This window comes from Pseudomonas sp. ICMP 3272 (assembly GCF_001466905.1).
In the GTDB taxonomy this organism is placed as follows: domain Bacteria; phylum Pseudomonadota; class Gammaproteobacteria; order Pseudomonadales; family Pseudomonadaceae; genus Aquipseudomonas; species Aquipseudomonas amygdali.
Genome location: NZ_LKEK01000097.1, coordinates 63,816 through 88,848, shown reverse-complemented (window position 1 = coordinate 88,848; position 25,033 = coordinate 63,816). Strand labels below are relative to the sequence as shown.

At 57.4% G+C, this 25,033-nt stretch carries 24 protein-coding genes, 5 tRNA genes, 1 pseudogene and 1 riboswitch; of the genes and pseudogenes, 25 read left to right on the top strand and 5 right to left on the bottom strand.

Annotated elements, in window-relative coordinates; all coding sequences use genetic code 11:
• Positions 1 to 10 precede the first annotated feature (10 nt).
• From AO068_RS23805 to astE, 9 genes are all read left to right on the top strand, one after another.
• Positions 11 to 775, top strand: coding sequence for an ABC transporter ATP-binding protein (locus tag AO068_RS23805; protein ID WP_002554439.1), 765 nt, complete (start codon positions 11 to 13; stop codon positions 773 to 775).
• 135 nt (positions 776 to 910) lie between these two features.
• The gene (argR, locus tag AO068_RS23800; RefSeq protein WP_004665895.1) at positions 911 to 1,903 is read left to right on the top strand and encodes a transcriptional regulator ArgR; all 993 of its coding nucleotides are present in this window, start codon (positions 911 to 913) and stop codon (positions 1,901 to 1,903) included.
• A 236-nt stretch (positions 1,904 to 2,139) separates the two neighbouring features.
• Positions 2,140 to 3,357: an aspartate aminotransferase family protein gene (locus AO068_RS23795; protein ID WP_058409639.1), complete on the top strand. Its 1,218-nt coding sequence runs from the start codon at positions 2,140 to 2,142 to the stop codon at positions 3,355 to 3,357.
• A 133-nt stretch (positions 3,358 to 3,490) separates the two neighbouring features.
• Positions 3,491 to 4,522 (top strand): arginine/ornithine succinyltransferase subunit alpha, encoded by a 1,032-nt coding sequence (gene aruF, locus AO068_RS23790; RefSeq protein WP_005746295.1) that lies wholly within the window; start codon positions 3,491 to 3,493, stop codon positions 4,520 to 4,522.
• A gap of 63 nt (positions 4,523 to 4,585) precedes the next feature.
• Complete coding sequence (astA, locus tag AO068_RS23785) at positions 4,586 to 5,611, top strand: arginine N-succinyltransferase (protein ID WP_004659722.1); 1,026 nt, start codon at positions 4,586 to 4,588, stop codon at positions 5,609 to 5,611.
• Positions 5,608 to 7,077, top strand: coding sequence for a succinylglutamate-semialdehyde dehydrogenase (astD, locus tag AO068_RS23780; protein ID WP_161936608.1), 1,470 nt, complete (start codon positions 5,608 to 5,610; stop codon positions 7,075 to 7,077). The genes astA and astD overlap by 4 nt, the downstream gene beginning before the upstream one ends.
• A gap of 48 nt (positions 7,078 to 7,125) precedes the next feature.
• Positions 7,126 to 8,472 carry an N-succinylarginine dihydrolase gene (gene astB, locus AO068_RS23775; RefSeq protein WP_058409637.1) on the top strand — a complete coding sequence of 449 codons (1,347 nt, stop codon included), beginning with the start codon at positions 7,126 to 7,128 and terminating at the stop codon, positions 8,470 to 8,472.
• Positions 8,473 to 8,533: 61 nt separating this feature from the next.
• The gene (locus AO068_RS23770; protein WP_005731381.1) at positions 8,534 to 8,821 is read left to right on the top strand and encodes a hypothetical protein; all 288 of its coding nucleotides are present in this window, start codon (positions 8,534 to 8,536) and stop codon (positions 8,819 to 8,821) included.
• Positions 8,822 to 8,833: 12 nt separating this feature from the next.
• The gene (astE, locus tag AO068_RS23765) at positions 8,834 to 9,841 is read left to right on the top strand and encodes a succinylglutamate desuccinylase (RefSeq protein ID WP_054071193.1); all 1,008 of its coding nucleotides are present in this window, start codon (positions 8,834 to 8,836) and stop codon (positions 9,839 to 9,841) included.
• Positions 9,842 to 9,994: 153 nt separating this feature from the next.
• Here the strand turns inward: astE and AO068_RS23760 are convergent, their stop codons facing one another.
• Positions 9,995 to 10,507: a 6,7-dimethyl-8-ribityllumazine synthase gene (locus AO068_RS23760; RefSeq protein ID WP_005746300.1), complete on the bottom strand. Its 513-nt coding sequence runs from the start codon at positions 10,505 to 10,507 to the stop codon at positions 9,995 to 9,997.
• Between the two features lie 126 nt (positions 10,508 to 10,633).
• Positions 10,634 to 10,800: riboswitch (FMN riboswitch) on the bottom strand.
• Positions 10,801 to 11,012: 212 nt separating this feature from the next.
• Between AO068_RS23760 and ltaE the strand changes: the two genes are divergently transcribed.
• The 8 genes from ltaE to AO068_RS23720 all read left to right on the top strand — a co-directional run bounded on the left by ltaE (position 11,013) and on the right by AO068_RS23720 (position 17,139).
• Positions 11,013 to 12,017 carry a low-specificity L-threonine aldolase gene (ltaE, locus tag AO068_RS23755; RefSeq protein ID WP_058409636.1) on the top strand — a complete coding sequence of 335 codons (1,005 nt, stop codon included), beginning with the start codon at positions 11,013 to 11,015 and terminating at the stop codon, positions 12,015 to 12,017.
• A 144-nt stretch (positions 12,018 to 12,161) separates the two neighbouring features.
• Positions 12,162 to 14,786: an alanine--tRNA ligase gene (gene alaS / locus AO068_RS23750; RefSeq protein ID WP_005731385.1), complete on the top strand. Its 2,625-nt coding sequence runs from the start codon at positions 12,162 to 12,164 to the stop codon at positions 14,784 to 14,786.
• Positions 14,787 to 14,879: 93 nt separating this feature from the next.
• Positions 14,880 to 16,112, top strand: coding sequence for an aspartate kinase (locus tag AO068_RS23745; protein WP_002554427.1), 1,233 nt, complete (start codon positions 14,880 to 14,882; stop codon positions 16,110 to 16,112).
• 171 nt (positions 16,113 to 16,283) lie between these two features.
• Entirely contained in the window at positions 16,284 to 16,472 is a 189-nt protein-coding gene (gene csrA / locus AO068_RS23740; RefSeq protein ID WP_002554426.1) for a carbon storage regulator CsrA, read from the top strand.
• Positions 16,473 to 16,534: 62 nt separating this feature from the next.
• Positions 16,535 to 16,625, top strand: a tRNA-Ser gene (locus AO068_RS23735).
• 109 nt (positions 16,626 to 16,734) lie between these two features.
• Positions 16,735 to 16,811 (top strand) — tRNA-Arg (locus AO068_RS23730).
• An 87-nt stretch (positions 16,812 to 16,898) separates the two neighbouring features.
• Positions 16,899 to 16,975: transfer RNA gene (locus AO068_RS23725), tRNA-Arg, on the top strand.
• Between the two features lie 87 nt (positions 16,976 to 17,062).
• A tRNA-Arg gene (locus AO068_RS23720) sits at positions 17,063 to 17,139 on the top strand.
• Between the two features lie 43 nt (positions 17,140 to 17,182).
• Here the strand turns inward: AO068_RS23720 and bamE are convergent.
• Positions 17,183 to 17,674: an outer membrane protein assembly factor BamE domain-containing protein gene (gene bamE / locus AO068_RS23715; protein ID WP_058399958.1), complete on the bottom strand. Its 492-nt coding sequence runs from the start codon at positions 17,672 to 17,674 to the stop codon at positions 17,183 to 17,185.
• A 324-nt stretch (positions 17,675 to 17,998) separates the two neighbouring features.
• On the opposite strand from bamE, the gene mgtE reads away from it, so the two are divergent.
• Positions 17,999 to 19,441, top strand: coding sequence for a magnesium transporter (gene mgtE, locus AO068_RS23710; RefSeq protein WP_002554424.1), 1,443 nt, complete (start codon positions 17,999 to 18,001; stop codon positions 19,439 to 19,441).
• Between the two features lie 177 nt (positions 19,442 to 19,618).
• Here mgtE and AO068_RS23705 read toward each other — a convergent pair whose 3' ends face one another.
• From AO068_RS23705 to AO068_RS23695, 3 genes are all read right to left on the bottom strand, one after another.
• A complete protein-coding gene (locus AO068_RS23705) occupies positions 19,619 to 19,945 on the bottom strand; it encodes an Arc family DNA-binding protein (RefSeq protein ID WP_002554423.1) in 327 nt (108 codons plus the stop codon).
• A 446-nt stretch (positions 19,946 to 20,391) separates the two neighbouring features.
• Positions 20,392 to 20,577 carry a PA3371 family protein gene (locus AO068_RS23700; protein WP_002554422.1) on the bottom strand — a complete coding sequence of 62 codons (186 nt, stop codon included), beginning with the start codon at positions 20,575 to 20,577 and terminating at the stop codon, positions 20,392 to 20,394.
• Positions 20,578 to 20,613: 36 nt separating this feature from the next.
• Positions 20,614 to 20,853, bottom strand: a complete 240-nt coding sequence (locus tag AO068_RS23695; RefSeq protein ID WP_058409635.1) for a hypothetical protein — start codon at positions 20,851 to 20,853, stop codon at positions 20,614 to 20,616.
• A gap of 316 nt (positions 20,854 to 21,169) precedes the next feature.
• On the opposite strand from AO068_RS23695, the gene AO068_RS23690 reads away from it, so the two are divergent.
• The 7 genes and pseudogenes from AO068_RS23690 (at position 21,170) to AO068_RS23660 (ending at position 24,814) form a co-directional block, all read left to right on the top strand.
• Positions 21,170 to 21,246 (top strand) — tRNA-Arg (locus tag AO068_RS23690).
• A gap of 221 nt (positions 21,247 to 21,467) precedes the next feature.
• Positions 21,468 to 21,812 (top strand): annotated as a pseudogene (locus AO068_RS23685) (site-specific integrase); the annotation flags it as partial.
• Between the two features lie 130 nt (positions 21,813 to 21,942).
• Positions 21,943 to 22,305 carry a DUF1413 domain-containing protein gene (locus tag AO068_RS23680; protein WP_058409633.1) on the top strand — a complete coding sequence of 121 codons (363 nt, stop codon included), beginning with the start codon at positions 21,943 to 21,945 and terminating at the stop codon, positions 22,303 to 22,305.
• A gap of 259 nt (positions 22,306 to 22,564) precedes the next feature.
• Positions 22,565 to 23,260: a hypothetical protein gene (locus AO068_RS28960; RefSeq protein ID WP_162492560.1), complete on the top strand. Its 696-nt coding sequence runs from the start codon at positions 22,565 to 22,567 to the stop codon at positions 23,258 to 23,260.
• Positions 23,261 to 23,368: 108 nt separating this feature from the next.
• A complete protein-coding gene (locus AO068_RS23670) occupies positions 23,369 to 24,037 on the top strand; it encodes a hypothetical protein (RefSeq protein WP_058409631.1) in 669 nt (222 codons plus the stop codon).
• Positions 24,038 to 24,360: 323 nt separating this feature from the next.
• Entirely contained in the window at positions 24,361 to 24,582 is a 222-nt protein-coding gene (locus tag AO068_RS23665; protein WP_058409630.1) for a hypothetical protein, read from the top strand.
• Between the two features lie 13 nt (positions 24,583 to 24,595).
• On the top strand, positions 24,596 to 24,814 hold the full coding sequence (locus AO068_RS23660) for a hypothetical protein (protein ID WP_058409629.1): 219 nt from the start codon (positions 24,596 to 24,598) through the stop codon (positions 24,812 to 24,814).
• The last annotated feature ends 219 nt before the right edge of the window (positions 24,815 to 25,033 follow it).

Below are 25,033 nucleotides of genomic sequence, written 5' to 3'. Positions count from 1 at the left end.
AACCCAAAGCATGAACAAACTGGAAGTGCAGGACCTGCACAAGCGCTATGGCAGTCACGAAGTGATCAAGGGCGTGTCCCTGACCGCCAAAGCTGGCGATGTCATCAGCATCATCGGCTCCAGCGGCTCGGGCAAAAGCACCTTTCTGCGCTGCATCAACCTGCTCGAACAGCCCCATGCCGGCAAGATCCTGCTCAACAACGAAGAGTTGAAGCTGGTGCCGAACAAGGACGGCGGTCTGAAAGCTGCTGACGCCAGACAGTTGCAGCGCATGCGCTCACGCCTGTCGATGGTGTTCCAGCACTTCAACCTGTGGTCGCACATGACGGCGCTGCAGAACATCATCGAAGCGCCGGTTCATGTTCTGGGCGTGTCGAAAAAGGAAGCGCTGGAAAAAGCCGAGCACTACCTGGCCAAGGTCGGCGTGTCCCATCGTAAGGACGCTTATCCAGGACACATGTCCGGTGGCGAGCAGCAGCGTGTGGCCATTGCCCGCGCGCTGGCGATGGAACCTGAAGTGATGCTGTTCGACGAGCCTACCTCGGCGCTCGACCCTGAACTGGTTGGTGATGTGCTCAAGGTCATGCAGGGGCTGGCTCAGGAAGGCCGGACCATGGTGGTGGTGACTCACGAAATGGGCTTTGCCCGGGAAGTCTCCAACCAGCTGGTTTTCCTGCACCAGGGTGTGGTTCTGGAGCGTGGTGACCCGCGCGAGGTACTGGCCAACCCACAGACCGAGCGTCTGCAGCAGTTCCTGTCAGGCAGCCTCAAGTGACGATCGGCATCGCATGGCGATGCCTTTTTACGGCAGAACAGGGCATGCTGCGCGACGCGCGACATAACCTGGATGTTCCAGATCGAGCCATCTTCTGAGGCTCGGCTTTTGCGGCAATACGTATCGGATCTCCCAATGACTGCCCATCGAATAGGTTTTCTCGTCTGGCCTGGCACCAAAGCCCTGACTCTGGCACTTGCCGAGGAAGCCTTGCGTGTCGCTCAGCGCGTTCATCCTGAAGTGGTCTACGAATTGTCGTTTCTACAGGCCGAGGCAGGGGAGCCGACAGCAGTTGCCGGCGCCTGGCAATTGCCGGGCGAGCCTTGGACCGGGCGACTGGACGGTTTTCAGAAGCTGTTTCTGCTCGCCGATGAGCCTCCGGCAGCCGTGGCCCCGGCGCTGGGCAGCGCGCTCAAGCAACTGGTGCGTGCCGGCTGTTCGATTGGCGGACTGTCAGCGGGCGTTTACCCGCTCGCGCAACTGGGCCTGCTGGATGGCTATCGCGCTGCTGTGCACTGGCGCTGGCAGGACGACTTCGCTGAACGCTTCCCCAAAGTCATCGCCACCAGCCATTTGTTCGACTGGGACCGGGATCGTCTGACCGCCTGCGGTGGCATGTCGGTGCTCGACCTGCTGCTGGCAGTGCTGTCTCGCGATCACGGCGCGGAACTGGCCGGGGCGGTTTCCGAGGAACTGGTGGTCGAACGCATTCGCGAAGGAGGCGAGCGTCAGCGCATTCCGTTGCAGAACCGTCTGGGCTCCAGCCATCCAAAGCTGACCCAGGCTGTACTGTTGATGGAAGCCAACATCGAAGAGCCGTTGACCACTGACGAAATCGCCCAGCACGTGTGTGTGTCGCGCCGTCAGCTGGAGCGGATTTTCAAGCAGTACCTCAACCGTGTACCCAGCCAGTATTACCTTGAGCTGCGCCTGAACAAGGCGCGCCAGATGCTGATGCAGACCAGCAAATCGATCATTCAGATCGGCCTTTCGTGCGGTTTTTCCTCGGGGCCGCACTTCTCCAGCGCCTACCGCAACTTCTTCGGCGCCACGCCGCGTGAAGACCGCAACCAGCGACGCAGCAGCAGTCCGTTCGAACTTTCGCCGGTGCCTGCCGAACGCGGTTGATTGTCTTGTCGCGATAGAAGTGCTGCCGCGACAGCTCAGGTCCAGACAGGCCGACCTCAATCCGTTTAAACTGCGCCTTTGTGACGCAATATGTCGCATTGCCGAAAACCTTGAAAAAACCCGGTTTTGCGCTGTAACAAGTTGTCGCCTGGCGGCAAGGCCGAACACAATTCAGTCCTTACAATCTTCCCATCGCTCGCCAGTTTCAGGCAGGCGTTCCTCATCAGGAGACTCCGATGTCCGTTGAGCATGCTGCGGTGCAACGCGCCGATTTCGACCAGGTAATGGTCCCCAATTACGCCCCGGCCGGGTTCATTCCCGTGCGCGGTGCGGGCTCCCGGGTCTGGGATCAGGCGGGACGCGAACTGGTGGATTTCTCGGGCGGGATCGCCGTCAACGTATTGGGCCACTGCCATCCGGCGCTGGTCGGTGCCTTGACCGAGCAGGCCAACAAACTCTGGCATGTGTCCAACGTTTTCACCAACGAGCCGACCCTGCGTCTGGCGAAAAAGCTGGTGGATGCGACGTTCGCCGAGCGCGTGTTCTTCTGTAACTCCGGTGCTGAAGCCAACGAAGCCGCTTTCAAGCTGGCGCGTCGTGTGGCGCATGATCAGTACGGCCCGGAAAAGTACGAAATCATCGCGGCCCTGAACAGTTTTCATGGCCGTACCCTGTTCACTGTCAGCGTGGGTGGGCAGCCGAAGTACTCCGATGGTTTCGGGCCGAAAATCACCGGCATCAGCCACGTGCCGTACAACGACCTTGAAGCGTTGAAAGCGGCTGTTACCGACAAGACCTGCGCCGTGGTGCTGGAGCCGATTCAGGGCGAAGGCGGCGTGTTGCCGGGCCAGCTTGAATACCTGCAAGGCGCGCGCAAACTGTGTGACGAGCACAACGCGTTGATGGTGTTCGATGAAGTGCAGAGCGGCATGGGCCGTAGCGGTCATCTGTTCGCCTACATGCATTACGGCGTGACCCCGGACATCCTTTCCAGCGCCAAAAGCATCGGTGGCGGTTTTCCGCTGGCGGCCATGCTGACCACTGAAAAACTCGCCAAACACTTTGCGGTCGGCGTCCACGGCACCACGTATGGCGGCAACCCGCTGGCCTGCGCGGTCGGTGAAGCGGTGATCGATGTCGTCAATACGCCTGAAGTGCTGGCTGGCGTGCAGCGCAAGCATCAGCAATTCAAGACCCGCCTGGAGAGCATCGGCCAGCAGTACGGCGTGTTCACCGAAGTGCGCGGCCTGGGCCTGTTGATCGGGTGCGTGTTGTCAGACGCCTGGAAAGGCAAGGCCAAGGACATTTTCAACGCCGCTGAAGCCCAGGATCTGATGATTCTGCAGGCCGGTCCCGACGTGATCCGTTTCGCGCCGAGCCTGGTGATTGAAGACGCAGACATCGAAGAAGGCCTGAACCGCTTCGAACGTGCCATTGCCAAGCTGACGTCCTGACTCATCCGCTATATCCCGGTGTCTGCCTGGCCGGCAAACACCGGACATTTTCCTGTGCTGGGCGGCATGATGCCGTGTGGTGCTTTTATCAGTGCCGGTCGTAAATGCCGGTCGATCTACAAGGAGTGGCACCATGCTGGTGATGCGCCCTGCGCAAATGGCTGATCTGGCCGAGGTTCAACGCCTCGCTGCCGACAGCCCTATCGGTGTCACGTCCTTGCCCGACGATGCTGGCCGCCTGACCGACAAGATCGGCTCGTCGGAGGCATCGTTCGCCGCCGAGGTCAGCTTCAACGGCGAAGAAACCTACTTCTTCGTGCTCGAAGACAGCGAAAGCGGCAAGCTGGTGGGCTGCTCGGGCATTGTTGCTTCGGCGGGCTACTCCGAGCCGTTCTACAGTTTTCGCAACGAAACCTTCGTGCATGCGTCCCGCGAACTGAAGATCCACAACAAGATCCATGTTCTGTCCCAGTGTCACGACCTGACCGGTAACAGCCTGCTGACCAGCTTCTATGTGGTCCCGGAACTGGTCGGCACGGCGTGGTCGGAGCTCAACTCTCGCGGCCGTCTGCTGTTTGTCGCCAGCCACCCCGAGCGCTTCGCCGATTCGGTGGTCACCGAGATCGTCGGTTACAGCGACGAGCAGGGCGATTCGCCATTCTGGGATGCCATCGGGCGCAACTTCTTCGACCTCAATTACGCCGCTGCCGAGCGCCTGTGCGGACTGAAAAGCCGGACCTTCCTCGCCGAGCTGATGCCGCATTACCCGATCTACGTGCCATTGCTGCCTGACGCTGCGCAGGAGGCCATGGGCCAGGTGCATCCGCGTGCGCAGATCACCTTCGACATCCTGATGCGCGAAGGCTTTGAAACCGACCATTACATCGACATCTTCGACGGTGGCCCGACTCTGCATGCCAAGGTATCCGGGATCCGGTCCATTGCTCAGAGCCGTCTGGTGCCAGTGAAAGTCGAAACCGCGCAAAGCAGCGATGTCGGCACAGGCGGGCGTTTGTACTTGGTTGCCAACGGCCTGTTGCAGGATTACCGCGCGGTGCTTCTGGAACTGGACTGGGCGCCCGGCAGGCCAGTGGTGCTGAGCCTCCAGGCCGCCGACGCACTGGGCGTTGGTGAAGGTGCCAGTGTGCGGATCGTCGCGGTCTGAGCCAGACGTTCGATAGCCGATTAGCGAGTTTCAAGGCTCTCGATGAGCCGCTGAGGAGATAACATGATCGTTCGTCCTGTACGCAGCAGTGACCTGCCTGCGTTGATCGAGCTGGCGCGCAGCACCGGTGCCGGTCTGACGACCCTGCCCGCCAATGAGCAGCGTCTGGCGCACCGGGTAGGCTGGGCTGAAAAGACCTTTCGCGGAGAAGCCGAGCGCGGCGATGCCGACTATCTGTTCGTGCTTGAAGATGACGATGGCCGGGTGGTCGGCATTTCTGCCATCGCCGGGGCGGTCGGCTTGCGCGAGCCTTGGTACAACTACCGGGTCGGCCTCACGGTCAGTGCTTCGCAGGAACTGAACATCTACCGGGAAATCCCGACCCTGTTCCTGGCCAACGATCTGACCGGCAATTCCGAGCTGTGCTCGCTGTTCCTGCACAGCGATTCGCGCAACGGCCTCAATGGCCGCCTGCTGTCCAAAGCGCGCATGCTGTTCATCGCCGAATTTCCGAAACTGTTCGGTAACAAGATCATTGCCGAGATGCGTGGCATGTCCGACGAGAATGGCCGGTCGCCGTTCTGGGAAAGTCTGGGACGGCATTTCTTCAAGATGGAATTCAGCCAAGCCGATTACCTGACCGGTGTTGGCAACAAGGCATTCATTGCCGAGTTGATGCCCAAGTTTCCGCTGTACAGCTGCTTTCTTTCCGAAGATGCACGCAATGTGATCGGCCGCGTGCATGCCGACACCGAGCCTGCGCTGACCATGCTCAAGGGCGAGGGTTTCTCGTATCAGGGTTACGTCGACATCTTCGATGCGGGACCTGCCATCGAGTGCGAGACCGGCAAGATTCGCGCAATCAAGGACAGTCAGGCGCTGGTGCTGGCCATCGGCACGCCAGGTGACGATGCGCCGCAGTTCCTGATTTACAACCGCAAGCGTGAAGACTGCCGCATTACGGTAGGCGCTGCGCGTTTCGCCGCCGGTACGCTGGTGGTTGCGCCACAAACCGCCAAGCGGCTGCGCATGAGTGCAGGCGACAACGTGCGCGCCGTGCCTTTGTCTGCGGCGCGGGAGGGCGTTTGATGAGTACCCTTTATATTGCAGGTGCATGGCAGGCCGGGCAGGGCGAGCTGTTCCATTCGTTGAACCCGGTGAGCCAGCAGACGCTGTGGTCCGGGCAAAGCGCTACGGCAGAACAAGTCGATTACGCGGTGCAGGCTGCGCGTCAGGCATTTCCCGGCTGGGCGCTGCTGTCTCTGGACCAGCGCATTGCTGTGCTGGAGGCCTTTGCTGCCAGCCTCAAGGGCCGCGCCGATGAACTGGCGCACTGCATCGGTGAAGAAACCGGCAAGCCTTTGTGGGAGTCGGCGACCGAAGTAACCAGCATGGCCAACAAGATTGCCATCTCGGTGCAGAGCTATCGCGAACGAACCGGCGAAAAGAGCGGGCCGCTGGGCGATGCCACCGCAGTATTGCGCCATAAGCCACATGGTGTGGTCGCGGTGTTCGGGCCGTACAACTTTCCTGGTCATTTGCCTAACGGGCACATCGTTCCGGCCTTGCTGGCGGGCAATACGGTAGTGTTCAAGCCCAGCGAACTGACGCCGAAAGTCGCCGAACTGACCGTCAAGTGCTGGATCGAAGCCGGGTTGCCTGCCGGTGTTCTCAACCTGCTGCAAGGCGGTCGCGAAACCGGTATTGCACTGGCTGCCAACCCAGGCATCGACGGGCTGTTCTTTACCGGGTCAAGCCGCACCGGTGACGCGCTGCACCAGCAGTTCGCCGGGCGCCCCGAGAAGATTCTCGCGTTGGAAATGGGCGGTAACAATCCACTGATCGTTGATCAGGTTCAGAACATCGACGCAGCGGTTTACACCATCATTCAGTCGGCGTTCATTTCCGCAGGCCAGCGCTGCACCTGTGCGCGTCGCCTGTTGGTGCCCGAGGGCGACTGGGGCGATGCCTTGCTGGCGCGACTGGTTGCCGTCAGCGCGACTATCGAGGTGGGGGCGTTCGATCAGCAGCCGTCTCCGTTCATGGGCTCGGTCATTTCGCTGGAGGCCGCGCGCGCCTTGCTCGAAGCGCAGCGCAACCTGCTCGCCAACGGCGCAGTGACCTTGCTGGAAATGCGTCAGCCGCAGCCCGGCGCGGCGCTGCTGACGCCGGGCATTGTGGATGTCAGCGCGGTCGCCGAGCGGCCTGACGAAGAGCTGTTCGGCCCGCTGTTGCAGGTCATCCGCTACGCCGGTTTCGACGCCGCCATCGCTGAAGCCAACGCCACTCGCTATGGCCTGGCGGCAGGTTTGCTCTCGGACTCCGAAGCACGCTATCAGCAGTTCTGGCTGCACAGCCGCGCCGGGATCGTCAACTGGAACAAACAGCTGACCGGCGCCGCCAGCAGCGCACCGTTCGGCGGAGTCGGAGCCTCGGGAAACCACCGCGCCAGCGCCTATTACGCAGCCGACTATTGCGCCTATCCGGTGGCTTCGCTGGAGACGGGCAGCCTGACCCTGCCGACGACACTGACTCCCGGCATCAGGCTGAGCTGACAGGGTGCGCACGATTGCTTATAAAAACAGATCCACGGAGCCTTGCCGATGAAGTCCTGTGAAGTGAATTTTGACGGTCTGGTCGGGCCAACCCACAACTACGGCGGGTTGTCCTACGGTAATGTCGCCTCCCAGAGTAACAGCCAGCAATGCGCGAACCCGCGTGAAGCAGCGCTGCAAGGCCTGGCGAAAATGAAAGCGCTGATGGACCTGGGCTTTACCCAGGGCGTGCTGGCACCGCAGGAACGCCCTGATGTGGCCGGTTTGCGGCAGCTGGGTTTCACCGGCAGCGATGAACAGGTGATTGAAAAAGCCGCCCGTCAGGATATGCCATTGCTGGTTGCCAGTTGCTCGGCGTCGAGCATGTGGGTGGCCAACGCGGCGACGGTCAGCCCCAGTGCCGACACCGCAGATGAGCGCGTGCATTTCACGGCAGCCAACCTCAACTGCAAATACCATCGCAGCATCGAACACCCGACCACCAGCCGCGTGCTGGGGGCGATGTTTGCCGATGCAAAGCACTTTGCCCATCATCCTGCGTTGCCACCAGTCGCGCAGTTCGGCGACGAAGGCGCAGCCAACCACACCCGTTTCTGTCAGGACTACGGCCAGCCCGGCGTGGAGTTTTTCGTTTTTGGCCGCAGTGCGTTCGATACCCGCTACCCGGCACCGCAAAAGTATCCGGCCCGCCAGACCCTGGAAGCGTCACGAGCTGTTGCGCGTTTGCATGGCTTGAGCGAGGGCGGTGTGGTTTATGCTCAGCAAAACCCGGCTGTCATCGATCAGGGTGTATTTCATAACGATGTGATCGCGGTCGGCAACGGTGAGGTGCTGTTCTATCACGAGGATGCATTCCTCAACACCGAGCCAATGCTTAATGAGCTGCGCGACAAACTCGGCCGGGTCGGCGGGCAGTTGCGGGCGATTTGTGTGCCGCGTGCCGAGGTCTCGGTGCAGGATGCGGTGCGCTCTTACCTGTTCAATAGCCAGTTGTTGTCACGCCCGGACGGCTCGATGCTGCTGATCGTGCCGCAGGAGTGTCAGGCCAATGCGAGCGTCTGGGCTTATCTGCAGCGGTTGATTGCCGATGACAGCCCGGTTGCCCAGGTCAAAGTGTTCGATCTCAAGCAAAGCATGCAGAACGGCGGCGGCCCTGCCTGCCTGCGACTGCGTGTAGCGCTCAAGGAAACCGAGCTGGCTGCGGTGAACCCTGGCGTGATCATGACCGCGCCGCTGTACGACACGCTGACGCAATGGGTCGACAGGCACTACCGTGATCGCATGAGTGAAAACGATCTGGCCGATCCCCGATTGCTGAGCGAATGCCGTACGGCATTGGATGAACTGACGCAAATCCTTAAACTGGGTGCCGTCTATCCGTTTCAACTGAATTGAAACACCCTGCGCGCCGGGCAAATGTCTGGCGCATGATTTCTTTATCTAGAGCATTCCGACTATGAGCGACGCCCTGCAACTGATCCTTGAAGACACCGATGGCACCCAGCTGGAAACCTCTTGCACCCGCGTTGCCATTATCTGGCAGGGCAAGGAACTGTGGATTCAGCAGGATGGCCGTGGCCAATTGCTGATCGGCGTTGACGTCGAAGAAGACGATGCCGAGTACGCCAACCTGCTGCTGCGCCCGTTGGCAACCAACCTGGTCAGCCTGCAACTGGAAATGGAACCGGCCGACGCAGGTGCCGACGAAGACGGTCACGTTCACGGCCCTGACTGCAACCACTAAGGAAGTTGCCCTATGCTCGCCCTCGGCAAACTGCTTGAACTGACCCTGGCTGGACGTGAGCCAGCGGAAAAGACTCAACTGACCGTCGAAGGCGTGCGGATGCGATGGATGGGCGAGGGGGCTCTGGAGGTTCGCCCACCGGAGGTTCGTGACAATGGCACGGACCTGCTGCTCTCCGCCGGTATTCATGGCAACGAGACAGCACCCATCGAGCTGCTGGATGAACTGATCCGCAGCATCGCGCGCGGCGACCTTAAACCGCGCGCACGTATCCTGTTTCTGTTCGGCAATCCCGACGCCATGCGGCGCGGTACCCGGTTTGTCGAGCAGGACGTCAATCGGCTGTTCAACGGTCGTCACGAGCAAAGTGGCGGTGCAGAAGCCCTGCGTGCCTGCGAGCTGGAGCATCTGGCCGCCAGCTTTTTCAGCCTGCCGGATCGCTACCGCCTGCATTACGACCTGCACACTGCCATTCGCGGTTCGAAGATCGAGCAGTTCGCGCTGTACCCGTGGAAAGAAGGCCGTCAGCACTCGCGCCTCGAACTGGCCCGGCTGCGTGCTGCGGGGATGAGTGCGGTGTTGTTGCAGAACAAGCCGTCCATTGTGTTCAGCGCCTATACCTACGATCAACTGGGTGCCGAGGCCTTCACTCTGGAACTGGGCAAGGCCCGGCCGTTCGGCCAGAACCAACAGGTCAACCTTGCGCCGCTGCGTTTGCGTCTGGAGCAGATCATCGAAGGCCGCGAGCCCGAGCTGGATGAAAATCTTGAGGGGTTGCAACTGTTCAGCGTGGCACGCGAAGTCATCAAGCGTACCGATGCATTCACGTTCAACCTTGCCGATGCTGTAGAAAACTTCTCACCGCTGGAAAAGGGCTACGTGCTGGCCGAAGACGCGGGCGGTTCACGCTGGGTGGTAGAGGAGGAGGGCGCGAGGATCATCTTCCCCAACCCGAAAGTCAAAAACGGCCTGCGGGCGGGGATTCTGATTGTGCCGACTGATGCGGGTAGCCTTGGCTGATCGCCTGGCACCCTCAAGATCGGACGCAGAGCGTCCAGAACGGCATTCCCACGCTGGAGCGTGAGGAACGATAGGTGTCCGGGAGAACACCTATCGTGCCAATGCTCCGCGTTGGCATGCAGTTCGTGACGCTCTGCGTCACACCTACGCGTTTCAGCAGGCCGCTTTTTGCTGAGCGTCCAGGCGACGCAGGCTGCGTACCTTGTTCAAGGTGTCAGCGCAGGTCTTCGCCGCTTCTTCGCCTTTGTGCGAGAAGTGATCGAAGAAGAACTTCTGGTGTTCTTCGCCCGCATGGAAGTGGTGCGGTGTCAGGACCACGGAAAACACCGGTACTTCGGTTTCCAGCTGGACCTGCATCAGCGCACTGACCACTGACTGTGCAACGAATTCATGGCGATAGATGCCGCCGTCCACTACCAGTGCAGCGCCGACGATGCCAGCGTAGCGGCCGGTATTGGCCAGCAGTTTTGCATGCAGCGGAATTTCGAAGGCACCGCCCACTTCAAAGATGTCGATGTCACTTTCCGCATAGCCATGATTGGCCATCTCGGCGATAAAACCTTTACGGCTTTGATCGACAATATCCTTGTGCCAGCAGGCCTGGATAAAGGCGACGCGTTCGTTCGGGTGGCTTTTGCTTTTGCTGTCGATTGCAGTAGGTTGCACGTGTTCTGACTCCTGTTTATAGAAAAAACAGGGCGTTTGGATCGAAAGGGATTCAAGTCGCGTAGGAAAGCCTCCTGAACGATGTCGTTCATGATGAGGTTTTGCAGACGTTCTTGCAGACACCAATCCCGCTCTCTCTTCATCCGGACTATGACCGTCGGCCCCGGAATCACACCGGGTCTGCTGACCTTGCCGATCGCCAGCCAAAGCTGCGACCCCCAAGCGCTCGCGGGCTAGACGCATTGCGCGCCATTACCGCCGGTGGGGAATTGCACCCCGCCCTGAGAACGTTGCCGGCACTTTACGTGGCCGGCGCGGGATTTTTATCACAGTTCGCTGGATCATGCATGGACACTTTCGTACGGTGCACCTACCTTTTTCTTATAAGGGCACGGAGTATCGAGAGCGGCGGTGCTTGATTATCATGTACCGCGGCCTCAGTAATGCCTTGTTGCAAGCCAAAGGTTGCATGCATTATCGATCTTCAACTTCAGGGAGCTTTTTCGTGACTGTCATCGATCTGCGCAGCGACACAGTGACTCTGCCTACGGCCGGCATGCTCGATGCCATGGCACGTGCGCCCGTTGGCGATGACGTCTACGGTGAGGACCCAACCGTCAACCTGCTCGAAGCGACGCTCGCCGAGCGCCTCGGGTTTGATGCCGCGCTGTTTGTCCCGTCAGGCACCATGAGTAATCTGCTGGCACTGATGGCGCACTGTGAGCGTGGCGATGAATACATCGTCGGCCAGCAGGCACACACGTATAAGTACGAGGGCGGCGGTGCAGCGGTGCTGGGTTCCATCCAGCCGCAGCCACTGGACGTGCAGGCCGATGGCTCGCTGGACCTGAAGCAGGTGCTCGACGCCATCAAGCCCGATGACTTTCACTTTGCCCGCACACGCCTGCTGGCCCTGGAAAACACCATGCAGGGCAAGGTGCTACCGTTGGAATACCTGGCTGCCGCACGCACACTGACGCTGGAAAAAGGCCTCGCCCTTCATCTGGACGGCGCACGGCTGTACAACGCATCGGTCAGGCTGGGCGTCGATGTCCGCGAGATTACCCGGCACTTCGATTCTGTTTCGGTGTGCCTTTCCAAGGGGCTGGGCGCACCGATCGGCTCGGTACTGTGCGGATCGCAGCCATTGATCGCCAGAGCGCGTCGCCTGCGCAAGATGCTCGGTGGCGGCATGCGTCAGGCCGGAGGGCTGGCTGCCGCAGGGCTCTATGCGCTGGATCATCAGGTCGAGCGGCTGGCGGATGACCATGCCAATGCTGTGTTTCTGGCCGAAGGCCTGAGCGGGCTCGGCTACGCCGTCGAGCCGGTGCAGACCAACATGGTCTACGTGCAGATCGGTGAGCGCGCTGCATCACTCAAGGCGTTCTGCGCCGAGCGTGGCATCGTGCTCACAGCCGCGGCGCGGCTGCGCATGGTGACCCACCTGAATGTGTCGCGCGCGCAGGTTGAACAGGTCATCGCTGCATTTGCAGCCTTTGAACACTCATGAGATGACGATAATCCAGTTAGTTGTTTCTATCGCACAAACACACTGTACCGAGGGCGCAACGCCTATATAATGCGGCCCTTTGCCGTCGCTACGTCATTTGACGTTTTGCACTTGCCTCTGGCCGCAGTCTCCGTGGAAGAACCTATGAAAAGCGCAGAAATCCGTGAAGCCTTCCTTGGCTTCTTCGAAGAGCAAGGCCACACCCGTGTCGCTTCAAGCTCCTTGATTCCGGGCAATGACCCAACCCTGCTGTTCACCAACGCAGGCATGAACCAGTTCAAGGATTGCTTCCTGGGCCAGGAAAAACGCGCCTACACCCGCGCCGTTACCAGTCAGAAATGCGTGCGTGCCGGTGGCAAGCACAACGACCTGGAAAACGTCGGCTATACCGCTCGTCACCACACTTTTTTCGAAATGCTGGGCAACTTCAGCTTCGGTGACTATTTCAAGCGTGATGCCATTACCTACGCCTGGACCTTCCTGACCTCCGAGAAATGGCTGAACCTGCCCAAGGAAAAGCTTTGGGTCACGGTCTACGCGACCGACGACGAAGCCTACGACATCTGGACCAAAGAGATCGGCGTGCCTGCCGAGCGCATGGTTCGTATCGGCGACAACAAAGGCGCGCCTTACGCCTCCGATAACTTCTGGACCATGGGCGATACCGGACCATGCGGTCCTTGCAGCGAGATTTTCTTCGATCACGGCCCGGAAATCTGGGGTGGCCCGCCAGGCTCGCCGGAAGAAGACGGTGATCGTTACATCGAAATCTGGAACAACGTATTCATGCAGTTCAACCGGACTGCAGATGGCGTGCTGCACCCGCTGCCAGCGCCGTCGGTCGATACCGGCATGGGCCTGGAGCGTGTCAGTGCGGTTCTGCAACACGTACATTCCAACTACGAAATCGACCTGTTCCAGAGCCTGCTGGCTGCGTCGGCCAAGGCCATCGGTTGCAGCAATGACAACCAGGCTTCGCTGAAAGTCGTGGCGGACCACATCCGCTCGTGCGGCTTCCTGATCGCAGACGGCGTGCTGCCTTCCAACGAAGGTCGTGGCTATGTGCTGCGCCGCATCATTCGGCGCGCCTGCCGTCACGGTAACAAGCTGGGCGCCAAAGGCAGTTTCTTCTACCAGATCGTTGCCGCGCTGGTGGCCGAAATGGGCTCTGCGTTCCCTGAGCTGGTGCAACAGCAGTCGCATATCGAGCGCGTGCTGAAAGGTGAAGAAGAACAGTTCGCCAAGACCCTTGAGCAGGGGCTGAAAATTCTTGAACAGGATCTGGCTGACCTCAAAGGCACCGTGGTGCCGGGTGAAGTCGTGTTCAAGCTGTACGACACCTACGGTTTCCCGATGGACCTGACAGGTGACATCGCCCGCGAGCGCAACCTGACTCTGGACGAAGCCGGCTTCGAGCGTGAAATGGACGCCCAGCGCGTGCGCGCCCGTTCGGCCAGCTCGTTTGGCATGGACTACAACAGCCTGGTCAAGGTCGACGTCGCTACGCAGTTCACCGGTTACTCTGCAACGACTGGCAGCGCCAGCGTTGTGGCGCTGTATAAAGAAGGTCAGTCGGTCACTCACCTGAATGAAGGCGAAGAGGGCGTGGTGATTCTCGACACCACCCCGTTCTATGCCGAATCGGGCGGTCAGATCGGCGACAGCGGTTTCCTGCATGCCGGTGATGTGCGTTTCGATGTCAGTGACACCACCAAGACTGGCGGTGCGTTTCTGCACCACGGTGTTGTGGCCTCCGGCAGCTTGAGCGTCGGCGCCCAGGTTGAAACACAGGTGGCCGATGAAGTTCGCGATGCAACCAAATTGAACCATTCGGCCACTCACTTGCTGCACGCCGCATTGCGTCAGGTGCTGGGTGAGCATGTTCAACAGAAAGGCTCGCTGGTCGACAGTCAGCGCCTGCGCTTTGACTTCAGCCATTTCGAGGCGATCAAGCCCGAGCAACTGCGTGCGCTGGAAGATATAGTCAACGCAGAGATTCGCAAGAACACCGAGGTAATGACCGAAGAAACCGATATCGACACCGCGAAAAAGAAAGGTGCCATGGCGCTGTTCGGCGAGAAGTACGGCGACAGCGTTCGGGTGCTGAGTATGGGTGGCGAGTTTTCCGTCGAGCTGTGCGGTGGTATCCACGCCAGCCGTACCGGTGACATCGCGCTGTTCAAGATCGTCAGTGAAGGCGGTGTGGCAGCAGGTGTACGGCGTATCGAGGCGGTCACCGGTGCTGCTGCGCTGGCCTGGCTGAATGCGGCCGAAGATCAACTCAAGGAAGCCGCGACGCTGGTCAAAGGCAATCGCGACAACCTGCTGGACAAGCTGACGGCTGTGCTTGAGCGCAACCGTCTGCTGGAAAAACAACTGGAACAACTGCAAGCCAAGGCAGCCAGTGCCGCCGGCGACGACCTGTCGTCTGCCGCGCTGGATGTCAAAGGGGTCAAGGTTCTGGCTACGCGCCTGGATGGCCAGGACGGCAAGGCGCTGCTGGCGCTTGTCGACCAGTTGAAGAACAAGCTCGGCCGCGCAGTGATCCTGCTCGGCAGTGTTCATGAGGACAAGGTTGTCTTGGTCGCAGGCGTGACCAAGGACCTGACTGGCCAACTCAAAGCCGGTGATTTGATGAAGCAGGCGGCTGCCGCTGTCGGTGGTAAAGGCGGTGGGCGTCCTGATATGGCTCAAGGCGGTGGTGTCGATGCAGGTGCGCTGGATTCAGCGCTGGCACTGGCCGTTCCTTTTGTAGAGCAGGGTATCTGAGTCGAGTCTGCAGGCCTGTCGATCGCCGACAGGCCTTGCAAGGATTTGAATGGGTTAATAGGTGCTCTTAACGGGTTCTGAGGCGGCTTTGAGATGGCTTTAATCGTACAGAAATTTGGCGGCACCTCGGTGGGCTCTGTAGAGCGCATCGAGCAGGTGGCCGACAAGGTCAAGAAATTCCGTGAGGCTGGAGACGACCTGGTGGTCGTGCTGTCAGCCATGAGCGGCGAAACCAACCGTTTGATCGAGCTGGCCAGGCAGATCAGTGATCAGCCGGTTCCCCGTGAACTGGACGTGATCGTTTCCACGGGCGAGCAGGTCACCATCGCCCTGCTGGCGATGGCGCTGATGAAGCGTGGCGTGCCTGCGGTGTCCTACACCGGCAATCAGGTCCGTATCCTCACCGACAGCGCGCACAACAAGGCGCGCATCCTGCAGATTGACGACCAGAAGATCCGCTCCGACCTGAAAGCCGGTCGTGTAGTGGTGGTCGCCGGTTTCCAGGGCGTCGATGAGCACGGCAACATCACCACCCTCGGCCGTGGTGGCTCGGACACTACCGGTGTTGCGCTTGCCGCAGCGCTGAAAGCTGACGAGTGCCAGATCTACACTGACGTCGATGGTGTGTACACCACCGACCCGCGTGTCGTGTCGCAGGCTCAGCGCCTCGACAAGATCACCTTCGAAGAGATGCTGGAAATGGCCAGCCTCGGGTCCAAGGTGCTGCAGATCCGAGCGGTCGAGTTCGCCGGCAAATACAACGTCCCGCTGCGCGTTCTGCACAGCTTCAAAGAGGGGCCGGGCACCCTCATTACAATCGATGAAGAGGAATCCATGGAACAGCCGATCATTTCCGGCATCGCCTTCAACCGCGATGAAGCCAAGCTGACCATCCGTGGTGTGCCAGACACCCCCGGCGTAGCGTTCAAGATTCTCGGCCCGATCAGCGCGGCCAATATCGAAGTGGACATGATCGTGCAGAATGTTTCGCACGATAACACCACCGATTTCACCTTCACGATCCATCGCAACGACTATCAGGCTGCCTTGCAGGTGCTTGAGTCCACCGCGCGTGAGATCAGTGCTCGTGAAGTGTCCGGCGATACCAAGATCGCCAAGGTGTCCATTGTCGGTGTCGGCATGCGCTCGCACGCAGGCGTTGCCAGCCGTATGTTTGAAGCATTGGCCAAGGAAAGTATCAATATACAGATGATCTCCACGTCGGAAATCAAGGTTTCCGTGGTCATCGAAGAGAAGTATCTGGAGTTGGCTGTGCGCGCGTTGCACACGGCTTTTGAGCTGGATGCTCCGCGGCAGGGTGAGTGATCCTGTCGTCGAAGGGCGCGGTCTGACCGCGTCTTTCGGGTGCTGCGCAGAAAGGCTGTGGTTTTCTTTGCGTTAGTCGATACACAGGTAAGGGTTGTGGCCTTGTGCTACAGGTCGATGCCTACTGGTTTGCAGACTGTTGTCCCTGAATAAAGGCGTAAGGAGAAAAGTATGCTGATTCTGACTCGTCGGTGCGCGGAAAGCCTGATCATTGGTGACGGTGAGATTACCGTGACCGTGCTCGGAGTGAAGGGTAATCAGGTGCGTATTGGTGTCAATGCGCCCAAGGAAGTCGCTGTCCACCGTGAAGAGATTTACCTTCGCATCAAGAAAGAGAAGGACGAAGAACCAAGCCATTAATTTTTATTGAATTTTTGGTTTGCAAACGGGGAAAAGGGTGGTTATTATACGCCCCGTGTTGCGGAGAGCTGGCCGAGTGGCCGAAGGCGCTCCCCTGCTAAGGGAGTACACCTCAAAAGGGTGTCGGGGGTTCGAATCCCCCGTTCTCCGCCATTATTTATGTAGTGCGTAAGATTGGGCTTGATCGGTAAGTTGTTGAATTTACTAGAAAAAGTGCTTGACTAAACAATTTTACGACCTATAATGCGCGGCACCAACACATGCACTCGTAGCTCAGCTGGATAGAGTACTCGGCTACGAACCGAGCGGTCACAGGTTCGAATCCTGTCGAGTGCACCATTTAAAGTTGTTTGAAGTGTTGTAAGTAATTACAAGGTTTCCGATAACTGGCTTCAACCAGAGGTGATCTGGTCTAAAAACACCAATGCACTCGTAGCTCAGCTGGATAGAGTACTCGGCTACGAACCGAGCGGTCACAGGTTCGAATCCTGTCGAGTGCACCATTTAAAGTTGTTTGAAGTGTTGTAAGTAATTACAAGGTTTCCGATAACTGGCTTCAACCAGAGGTGATCTGGTCTAAAAACACCAATGCACTCGTAGCTCAGCTGGATAGAGTACTCGGCTACGAACCGAGCGGTCACAGGTTCGAATCCTGTCGAGTGCACCATACAACGAAAAGCCCACATCGAAAGATGTGGGCTTTTTGCTTTCTAGCGTTTTCCTTTAACGCATCCATTCTCGTCAAATGTCACATTATTGCTGCGACCCTTTTTCTGGTTGTACACGTAATGTGATTCGCCATTACGGTTGGTGACTTTGTCCGGGCGCCCCAGCAGGCTCTCGACATCACGCTGCGTCATGCCGGGAGGTGTGCGCTGGTTGATGATCGCTGCCCGACGCTGTTCGGCGCTCAGGCGGTTGCCGCAACCATCATCGCGTGTGCCGACCACCACCAGTTTCTGGCGCGTGGGTTTTCGGTGTGTTGGCGCTGAAAGGTTTGCGGGCGGAAGCAGGTCGATGTTGGTTCCCGGTGGTGCATTGAAGGCCCTCTGCATGCGGGTGCTGTGGCCTTCGGGGCAGCCGAGGGTAGTGAACATGATCTTTCCGGAAGCGTCCTCGCAGCGATGAACAGTGCTGGCGGTTGCAGGTGCAGGAGCGCAGAGTAGAGCGCTCCACAGGGATAGATGAACGGCTGTGCGCATGCTCAAGTCCTCCATGACAGGGTGTCGTGCAAGCCTAGCCGCAGCCTCTGTGGGCGGCGAGCGCGTTTTCTTGGCTGAATGTGACGTCGAAGCCGGGCTGGCTAACAGAGTTGTGCAGGTTTGCGCTGCAAACGGTTGTTATAAGCTGAATTTCTCGCATGCGCTTCTCTAAAAGCGGTGTATCATTGCGCCCGTCAGCTCCGCCGGGGCTTGTGGAACACCTCCATGGACTTACCCAGTCGTTACTCAATAATGTTTTTCAACAATCATGAATTAACTGATTGATCTCCCGGCGTGCTCCGCTGCTGGGAGTGGAGTTCGCCTATGACCGAAAGAGAAGTAAAAAAAACGCAGGAAAGCTTGCAGGATCGCCTGGCTCAGGTTGTCGATCTGCTGCAGCGCCAGCGTATTGTTGAAGACCTGACCCATCGTCAGGAAGGTCAGCATCAGGACCGTGTAGAAAACCTGGTTCACCGGCAGAACCTCGTCGAGTTGCAACGCAAGCTCGAAGACCTTCACTCTGCCGACGTCGCCTATATCCTCGAAGCCCTGCCTCTGGAAGATCGTCTGACCGTATGGCAGCTGGTCAAGGCCGAGCGCGACGGCGACATTCTTCTTGAAGTATCCGATTCCGTTCGTGAAACCCTGATCGCCGACATGGATGATCACGAGTTGCTCGCGGCGGCACGGGACATGGACGCCGACGAACTGGCCGACCTTGCTCCCGAGTTGCCCCGCGATGTCGTTCACGAGCTGATGGAGGCACTGGATTCACAACAGCGTGAGCGCGTCCGTTCGGCTTTGTCCTATGACGAGGATCAGGTCGGTGCGCTGATGGACTTCGAGATGGTGACGATCCGTGAGGACGTCAGCCTTGAAGTCGTGCTGCGCTACCTGCGCAGGTTGAAAGAGCTGCCGGGCCACACCGACAAACTGTTTGTGGTCGACTCCGAAGGCGTGCTCAAGGGCGTGCTGCCGATCAAGCGCCTGCTGGTCAATGACCCGGAGAAGCAGGTTGGCGAAGTCATGGCCAACGATCCGGTCAGCTTTCACCCGGAAGACGATGCCTACGATGCTGCTCAGGCCTTCGAGCGTTACGACCTGATCTCCACGCCGGTCGTGGACAAGAACGGCAAGCTGATCGGCCGTCTGACCATCGATGAAATGGTTGACCTGATTCGTGAGGAGAGCGAAAGCGAAGTCCTCAACATGGCGGGTCTGCGCGAAGAAGAAGATATCTTCGCGTCGGTATGGCGTTCCCTGCGTAACCGTTGGGCCTGGCTGGCAGTCAATCTGGTGACGGCCTTCCTGGCTTCGCGCGTGATTGGCTTGTTCGAAGGCTCCATCGAGAAGCTGGTGGCACTCGCTGCGCTGATGCCTATCGTGGCCGGGATTGGTGGCAACTCCGGTAATCAGACCATCACCATGATCGTGCGCGCGATGGCGCTGGATCAGGTCAATACCGGTAATACGGCCCGCCTGCTGCGCAAGGAGCTGGCTGTCGGCTTGATCAACGGTCTGCTCTGGGGCGGGGTGATCGGCGTGGTCGCCTACATGCTGTATGGCAGTTGGTCGCTAGGCGTGGTCATGACCGCGGCCATGACACTCAACCTGTTGCTGGCGGCGCTGATGGGCGTTTCCATCCCTATGGCGCTGGCGCGCCTGGGACGAGACCCTGCCATGGGTGCAAGCGTCATGATTACAGCGATGACCGACAGCGGCGGCTTCTTCATCTTCCTGGGGCTGGCAACGATCTTTCTGCTCTAAGCTCTGCCTCAAGACAAGCTCTTAAAATAAAAAAAACCGCCATGATCAGGCGGTTTTTTTATGCCCCGACGAAGTCTTCGGGTTGCCATGTACTGCCACTAGGCCTACGACTACTAACGAAAAAGGCTACAACGAAAAAGGCCAGCTTTCGCTGGCCTTTGTCTGTTACACCAAGTCTCAGGACTCTTCGGAAGCGAGTTCCGTGTCATGAGCAATCAGCGAAACAAGTGCATTCTGTTGACGATGTGAAAGCTGACGAAAACGTTGCAGCAGCTCGCGTTCGTGCAAGGACAGCTCAGGACTGTCAAGACGCAGGCTTGGTTCATCACCAAGTGCGCCTTCCTGAATCAGGCTTTGTTCGAGGCGAGCAATGATTTCCGAGTTCATGCTGCGGTGATGATTCTTGGCTACCTCTTGCACGCGATTACGCATGCCGTCTGGTAGGCGAACGACGAACTTGTCAGCCGTGCGGCTGGAATAAGTAGCCTGTTTCATAGGGCTCATATATTTAACCGGTTAGTTCAGGGGAAGCGGTTCTAGCAAGTGGCCGCAAGATTGTCATCGTGAGACAGTCATTTTGGCCAAATGTTCAACCGGGGTTCCAAGGGGCCGACATCATGCCGTAATACGTCGAATCCTTGGCGTCAATTCTGTGACAAATATTGACTCAGGTGGCGGCTTTTGGCCAGCACCAATTATCAGAAATGCGAGCAAATTTGCAAAGTCCTCGCATTTGCCCCTGAATAACCGGGCACGTCACCGAGCTTCTTTTTGCCATCATGGCTATTTGACTCTGAGAGTAGGTCGGAATTCAGCGCAAACGAAGCTACCCGACCAAGGGTTACGAGGGCAGGGCGCAGGAAGGATTTTGGAGCTTATAAACGCAGTGCTCGGCGCGATGAGCGGGTCGAGCGAGAGGGTTGTGAGCTTTTGGGGCTATGCCTTTTAGCTTAGCGAAGCACTGGGTCGAATTTGATACGACGGCCGAGAAACAGCGCTACTACAAAAAGACTGGCGAACACGCCTGCAGCGATGTTGGCAGCGATGCTCAAAGTGTGCGCTTGAACAGGAAGCAACAGGTCAACGATCACAGCCATAATCGCCAGGACCAGAAATGACAACGCGGATTTTGACATGGCTACTCTCTCTATAAATGGCTGGTTCAAACGTTCTCAGAAAATCCAGCGCTGCTCGGCGCGTGGCATCTGAAGTGAATCATCATCGTCATTGGCCAATACCGCTGCACTGGCAATGCGGTCAGTCATGATGGCCAACTGGGGCGCATGGCTGATCTGGTGATGAGCAGGAGCGGGTGCGGTGACCTGCGTATCCTTGGCACTGGAATCGTGAAAATGAAATGCCACCAGAGCCACCAGAGCTGCCGCATTCAACACTGAGAGAGTCTTGTTCATTTTCCAGTACCTGTGCCCGACCGTTTGGGAGGAGATGTGTTCACTGATGCTGATAATGCAGTCTGCATGCCAACCAGAAAATGATAAAAAGTCTTTTTAAATCAATAGTTTATAAATTGAAAAAAAGTCGTGTGTAGTGCGTTTTGCAATGATGGCTTTTTGGGGTATTGCAAATTGCATGATCGGTTTATTCAGCCGCGTTTCGGGGCGACATCGGCTACAGCTCTGAAGGGCAATGACGACATGACAAAAGCGGCACATGCCGCTAAGATGCACGCCGTCCTCGCTGGCACCGATCGGTGTGCTGGCACGCAGTGTCTCAGTAGCTCAATTGGATAGAGCATCCCCCTCCTAAGGGGAAGGTTGGCAGTTCGAACCTGCCCTGGGACACCAATATAATCAGTGGTTTAGCGAATTATCTCGCGTGTCTCCTTGCTTGTTGTTTTTATTTGGTCCCCACTTCTCCACACGCTCAGCATTGAGCTATCAGCTTTCCAATGAAATTGAGCTCTTTAGCCTATTTCCGAAACTGATGCATTGCTCGTTCTCATCTAGCTGTGAAATTGCATCCCGGCTGACAAGTCATTTGAATTGCAACTGATCCCCCGATTGTGTCGGATGAATACCGAGGGTTTCGCCCAGGTTCAAAGCTGGTTATGACGCACAAGGGGCAAGCCTTTGAACTCGCGTTCAAACACCGCCAGTTGCACAGCGGACCGGAGGTGTACCGGGCCTGTGACGCGTTGCAACAGACAATCAGCAGGCTCTACCGGCAGGCCGGTATCAAACAGGGGTCATCCCATAGCGGAAGGCGCTCACTGGCGGCCAAGGTGTTGGCGGCAACCGGCGATGTTGAGACGGTGCAGACCATCCTTGGCCATGGCTGCCTTGACCACAGCAAGCCCTATCTGACCGTGGATCAAGCGACGATTCGTCGGGCATTTGAGGTTGCTTTGTGATCACCATCTTGTATGAGTGGTAGGGCCTGGATTAGGCTGATCATGTTGTACTCATGTTATAAAGCAGTTGTATTCATGTAGATTTGCATTTACATTCATTTCGAAATCAGTCTGTGTTAGGTCCCTAAAAATGCTAGTCAATATCCAGATCAAAGATGATCTACTCCGTGCCTTGTTGAATCAGGCCCACAAGAATGACTCAACGCCAGAGGGCCTTCTTGACGAGATCTTGCGGCAAGAGCTTGATGACCCAGATTTGGAAAGCAAATCGCTTAATGCCTTCCTTCAAGAGGCGATACGCGGTGCAGGCGCAATCGAAAAAATGACTGAATTTTCGTTCGATGACGTTTTGGGTAGGGAGGATTGGAATCGTCTGAGTGGTGGTGACCGTAAATCGCTTGGTCGAAGTTTCCGGAAAGAGGTTGAGCGCTTGGGTATCGCCGTGTGGCTGCGCCGCAATAGCGCGAACAAAGCTATTTACCTTAAGCGGTAGACCGAACTGGATTGCTCGGAGCTGAATGCGGTCGACAAGCAGCAGCTCCAGCTAGTGAACCAGCAACTGGGCATGAAGCTGTCCGCCTCGGCAAACACAATTGAATCTACGGAAAAAATAGCCTAGAAGCGGTTAAAAAGCTTTGTGAAGGTGATCCGGCTCGATTGGGCGACATCGTTCGGAGAATCATTTGATGATACAGCGTATGGATCCAGCAGCTTTTAAGGCTGAGTACAAAAGAAAGGGGTGGACTGGGCGCATGCTCGCTGAGCGTTGGCAAAAATCTGTGGCTTGGATAAGCAAAATCGGAAATGACCCAATGCGCGAGCCTCATTGGGATGATGCGGTACGTGGACTACCTGACGAAAGGTTGAACTATAGTTCAATATATAACTTGCCATGGGTTGAAGCTTGGTTCAATATCGCGACTGAGGATAACCCTCAGAGGAGTAATGATATGTCGGATTTCATGTCCATGTTGGACGACTTCAACAAAGCATCGACTGCCGAGCGGGAAATTGTAGATCGGGTTTCTGTCGAGCTTTGGCGTTACCTCGGTCTCGGTGAAAGCTTCGCTTGGATGGCAGTTAAGAATCAGATTCAGGTTGAAGCTGCAAACCGTAACGACGCCCAAGGAAGCGTGGCACTGGCATGGCTGAAAGCTGCATCTGACAAGCGACTGACGTGGAAGCGTACTCCCCATGGTGATCTGCAGGTCATTGAAGCGATTAGCCAAATAAGTGATTTGATGGATCTCGTTCATGTCCTGGTCAACGAGCGCCCAGGCAAGCAGCATCCTATGGCAGCCCTTATAGAGCGGGCTTTGGCATCAGGGCTAAATGGATCACGTCTGCAGGCATCAATCGCTTCGGCGATTTCTCAAGGACACATAATCGTTACGCCCGATTGCGGACCGAAAGGGATGGGGGTCTTTCAACTCGGCAAGGTTTGGTGATTTACCTCAGAAAAATCCGCTCAGTTGCACCCCAAGCCCCGCCGTCAAACGCGGGGCCGAGGTCGTAAAGGGACGCCTGTTTTAGCGTCCAAAATATGGAGATTCATAATGGAATATGGCGCAATGCAAGAACTCACCCTAGTCACAAAATCAGGAGTATTTCATCAAGCAGGCATCACGTACGTACAGTTTGATATCTGGACTCCGCATCTTTCCGAAAAGCCCAAAGCATCAGTCGATTACGCCTCATGTATGTACACGACATTAGCAAGCCCTGATGGTGGGCCGCTCACGCAGTTCGTCGAACTGGTTGAACGTGCGAACGGTCTCGTCACCAAGAATGGATCTGATCCCGTTGTTGGCTGGTATATTCATAGCGGCAACGAGATGCTGACTACGGAACAAATCCAGTCAGTTGTCGGCCCTAGTGTTGCGGTCAAAAAGCTGGACGATTTGCCGGCTGCGCCTGACAGTAATGAGTTTGTAAGCGTTGACGGTATTACCGTCCGGGCCCTGGAAGCGGCACCAATAGAAAAATTTGAGCGTTTAACGGAAAAGCTCCGGACAGCTTGGCGTGAGCTGATGGACGAGATCATGGCAGTAGAGAAACGTGACGACATTCGTGTTTGCCTTGCTCGTGCTGAAGGTTACGCCTTGGCTCTGCTCGACGGTGACCTGATTACTGAAAGTCAAAATACCATGATGGGAGTTGAGCTGGCTAACCGCTCAACTTTGCGTGATTGGGAGCTACAAAGCCGTGATAGAAAGCGCGGATAGGAACGTCGCGATGGCCATCTATGAAGAAATGAGTGCGGATCTGATTGAGCTGGTGAAGCTGTAAGGCTTGATGAGCAGTATGCAGGTGCGGTCGCTCACACGCGCCTGCAGGCTGATCCGGAGACAACCAGGGTGCATCAGCAGCGTGCACACAGATTAATGAGCTTTCACGCAAATACGGCCTTCTGTGAAGCCTCACGGACATAGCGGGATCTCCCGCACCAGGTCATCCAGTTGCACCCCAAGCCTCGCCGTTAACGCGGGGCTAGGTCAGTAGAAGGGCGCTCATTTTTGCGTCCGCGAAAATACCCAGGAAATGCTCAATGTACCTCGATTACCTTTTGTGGGCTTTCAAGCGCTCCCTAAATGTGACGCTGATTTATGTCATAGCGTGCCTTGCCATATGGATATTCTTGGGTTTGCCAAGCGGCTGGATCGTACTGGCAATTTCGGTAGCTACTTGGGCACTGTACTTCTCTGTGTACCTCAAAGATTGGCGTACTGATCAGCGTTATTGCAACGAGCACCGCGACCGCTTTTTATGAAGGAAAATCTGAAATGAGTAACGAATCCCTAGACGAAGCGCGCCAGAGCATCGTCCAAATGCGTGCAACCGTAGAAGCTGCGCAGATCGCAATCAAGCTGTCTTTTGATGAGTGCAATCCGGCCTATGTCGAAGCAAAGGCTAGGACATTGAAGGCGCTGCAAGAGGCGGCCGAAAGTATTGCGTCTTTGGCTGCACAATTGGGCGGTGTACCGGTCCCGGTGCGTCACTGAAGTCAGCACGGTTATGATTGCTGCGCACCACCGGCCCTTGATTGGGCCTTTGGCATTACCAGGGAGCGGTTTCCGTGCCCGTTGGACTAGAGGTGAAGATGTACGGTCAAGAGCAAGCCAGCCGCTGGAAGCGGTTTCTGTGTTTCGTATTTGGGCACGACATGGTGGAGACCTCGCGCCTTATGCACCACGACCGTGACATTGTGAGAAACACTTGTG

Excerpts from the sequence above, each read along its gene's own strand:
- AO068_RS23805 (WP_002554439.1), top strand. The coding sequence starts at position 11 with ATGAACAAACTGGAAGTGCAGGACCTGCACAAGCGCTATGGCAGTCAC.
- argR (WP_004665895.1), top strand. The coding sequence starts at position 911 with ATGACTGCCCATCGAATAGGTTTTCTCGTCTGGCCTGGCACCAAAGCC.
- AO068_RS23795 (WP_058409639.1), top strand. The coding sequence starts at position 2,140 with ATGTCCGTTGAGCATGCTGCGGTGCAACGCGCCGATTTCGACCAGGTA.
- aruF (WP_005746295.1), top strand. The coding sequence starts at position 3,491 with ATGCTGGTGATGCGCCCTGCGCAAATGGCTGATCTGGCCGAGGTTCAA.
- astA (WP_004659722.1), top strand. The coding sequence starts at position 4,586 with ATGATCGTTCGTCCTGTACGCAGCAGTGACCTGCCTGCGTTGATCGAG.
- astB (WP_058409637.1), top strand. The coding sequence starts at position 7,126 with ATGAAGTCCTGTGAAGTGAATTTTGACGGTCTGGTCGGGCCAACCCAC.
- AO068_RS23770 (WP_005731381.1), top strand. The coding sequence starts at position 8,534 with ATGAGCGACGCCCTGCAACTGATCCTTGAAGACACCGATGGCACCCAG.
- astE (WP_054071193.1), top strand. The coding sequence starts at position 8,834 with ATGCTCGCCCTCGGCAAACTGCTTGAACTGACCCTGGCTGGACGTGAG.
- alaS (WP_005731385.1), top strand. The coding sequence starts at position 12,162 with ATGAAAAGCGCAGAAATCCGTGAAGCCTTCCTTGGCTTCTTCGAAGAG.
- AO068_RS23745 (WP_002554427.1), top strand. The coding sequence starts at position 14,880 with ATGGCTTTAATCGTACAGAAATTTGGCGGCACCTCGGTGGGCTCTGTA.
- csrA (WP_002554426.1), top strand. The coding sequence starts at position 16,284 with ATGCTGATTCTGACTCGTCGGTGCGCGGAAAGCCTGATCATTGGTGAC.
- bamE (WP_058399958.1), bottom strand. The coding sequence starts at position 17,674 with ATGCGCACAGCCGTTCATCTATCCCTGTGGAGCGCTCTACTCTGCGCT.
- mgtE (WP_002554424.1), top strand. The coding sequence starts at position 17,999 with ATGACCGAAAGAGAAGTAAAAAAAACGCAGGAAAGCTTGCAGGATCGC.
- AO068_RS23705 (WP_002554423.1), bottom strand. The coding sequence starts at position 19,945 with ATGAGCCCTATGAAACAGGCTACTTATTCCAGCCGCACGGCTGACAAG.
- AO068_RS23700 (WP_002554422.1), bottom strand. The coding sequence starts at position 20,577 with ATGTCAAAATCCGCGTTGTCATTTCTGGTCCTGGCGATTATGGCTGTG.
- AO068_RS23695 (WP_058409635.1), bottom strand. The coding sequence starts at position 20,853 with ATGAACAAGACTCTCTCAGTGTTGAATGCGGCAGCTCTGGTGGCTCTG.
- AO068_RS23680 (WP_058409633.1), top strand. The coding sequence starts at position 21,943 with ATGCTAGTCAATATCCAGATCAAAGATGATCTACTCCGTGCCTTGTTG.
- AO068_RS28960 (WP_162492560.1), top strand. The coding sequence starts at position 22,565 with ATGCTCGCTGAGCGTTGGCAAAAATCTGTGGCTTGGATAAGCAAAATC.
- AO068_RS23670 (WP_058409631.1), top strand. The coding sequence starts at position 23,369 with ATGGAATATGGCGCAATGCAAGAACTCACCCTAGTCACAAAATCAGGA.
- AO068_RS23665 (WP_058409630.1), top strand. The coding sequence starts at position 24,361 with ATGTACCTCGATTACCTTTTGTGGGCTTTCAAGCGCTCCCTAAATGTG.
- AO068_RS23660 (WP_058409629.1), top strand. The coding sequence starts at position 24,596 with ATGAGTAACGAATCCCTAGACGAAGCGCGCCAGAGCATCGTCCAAATG.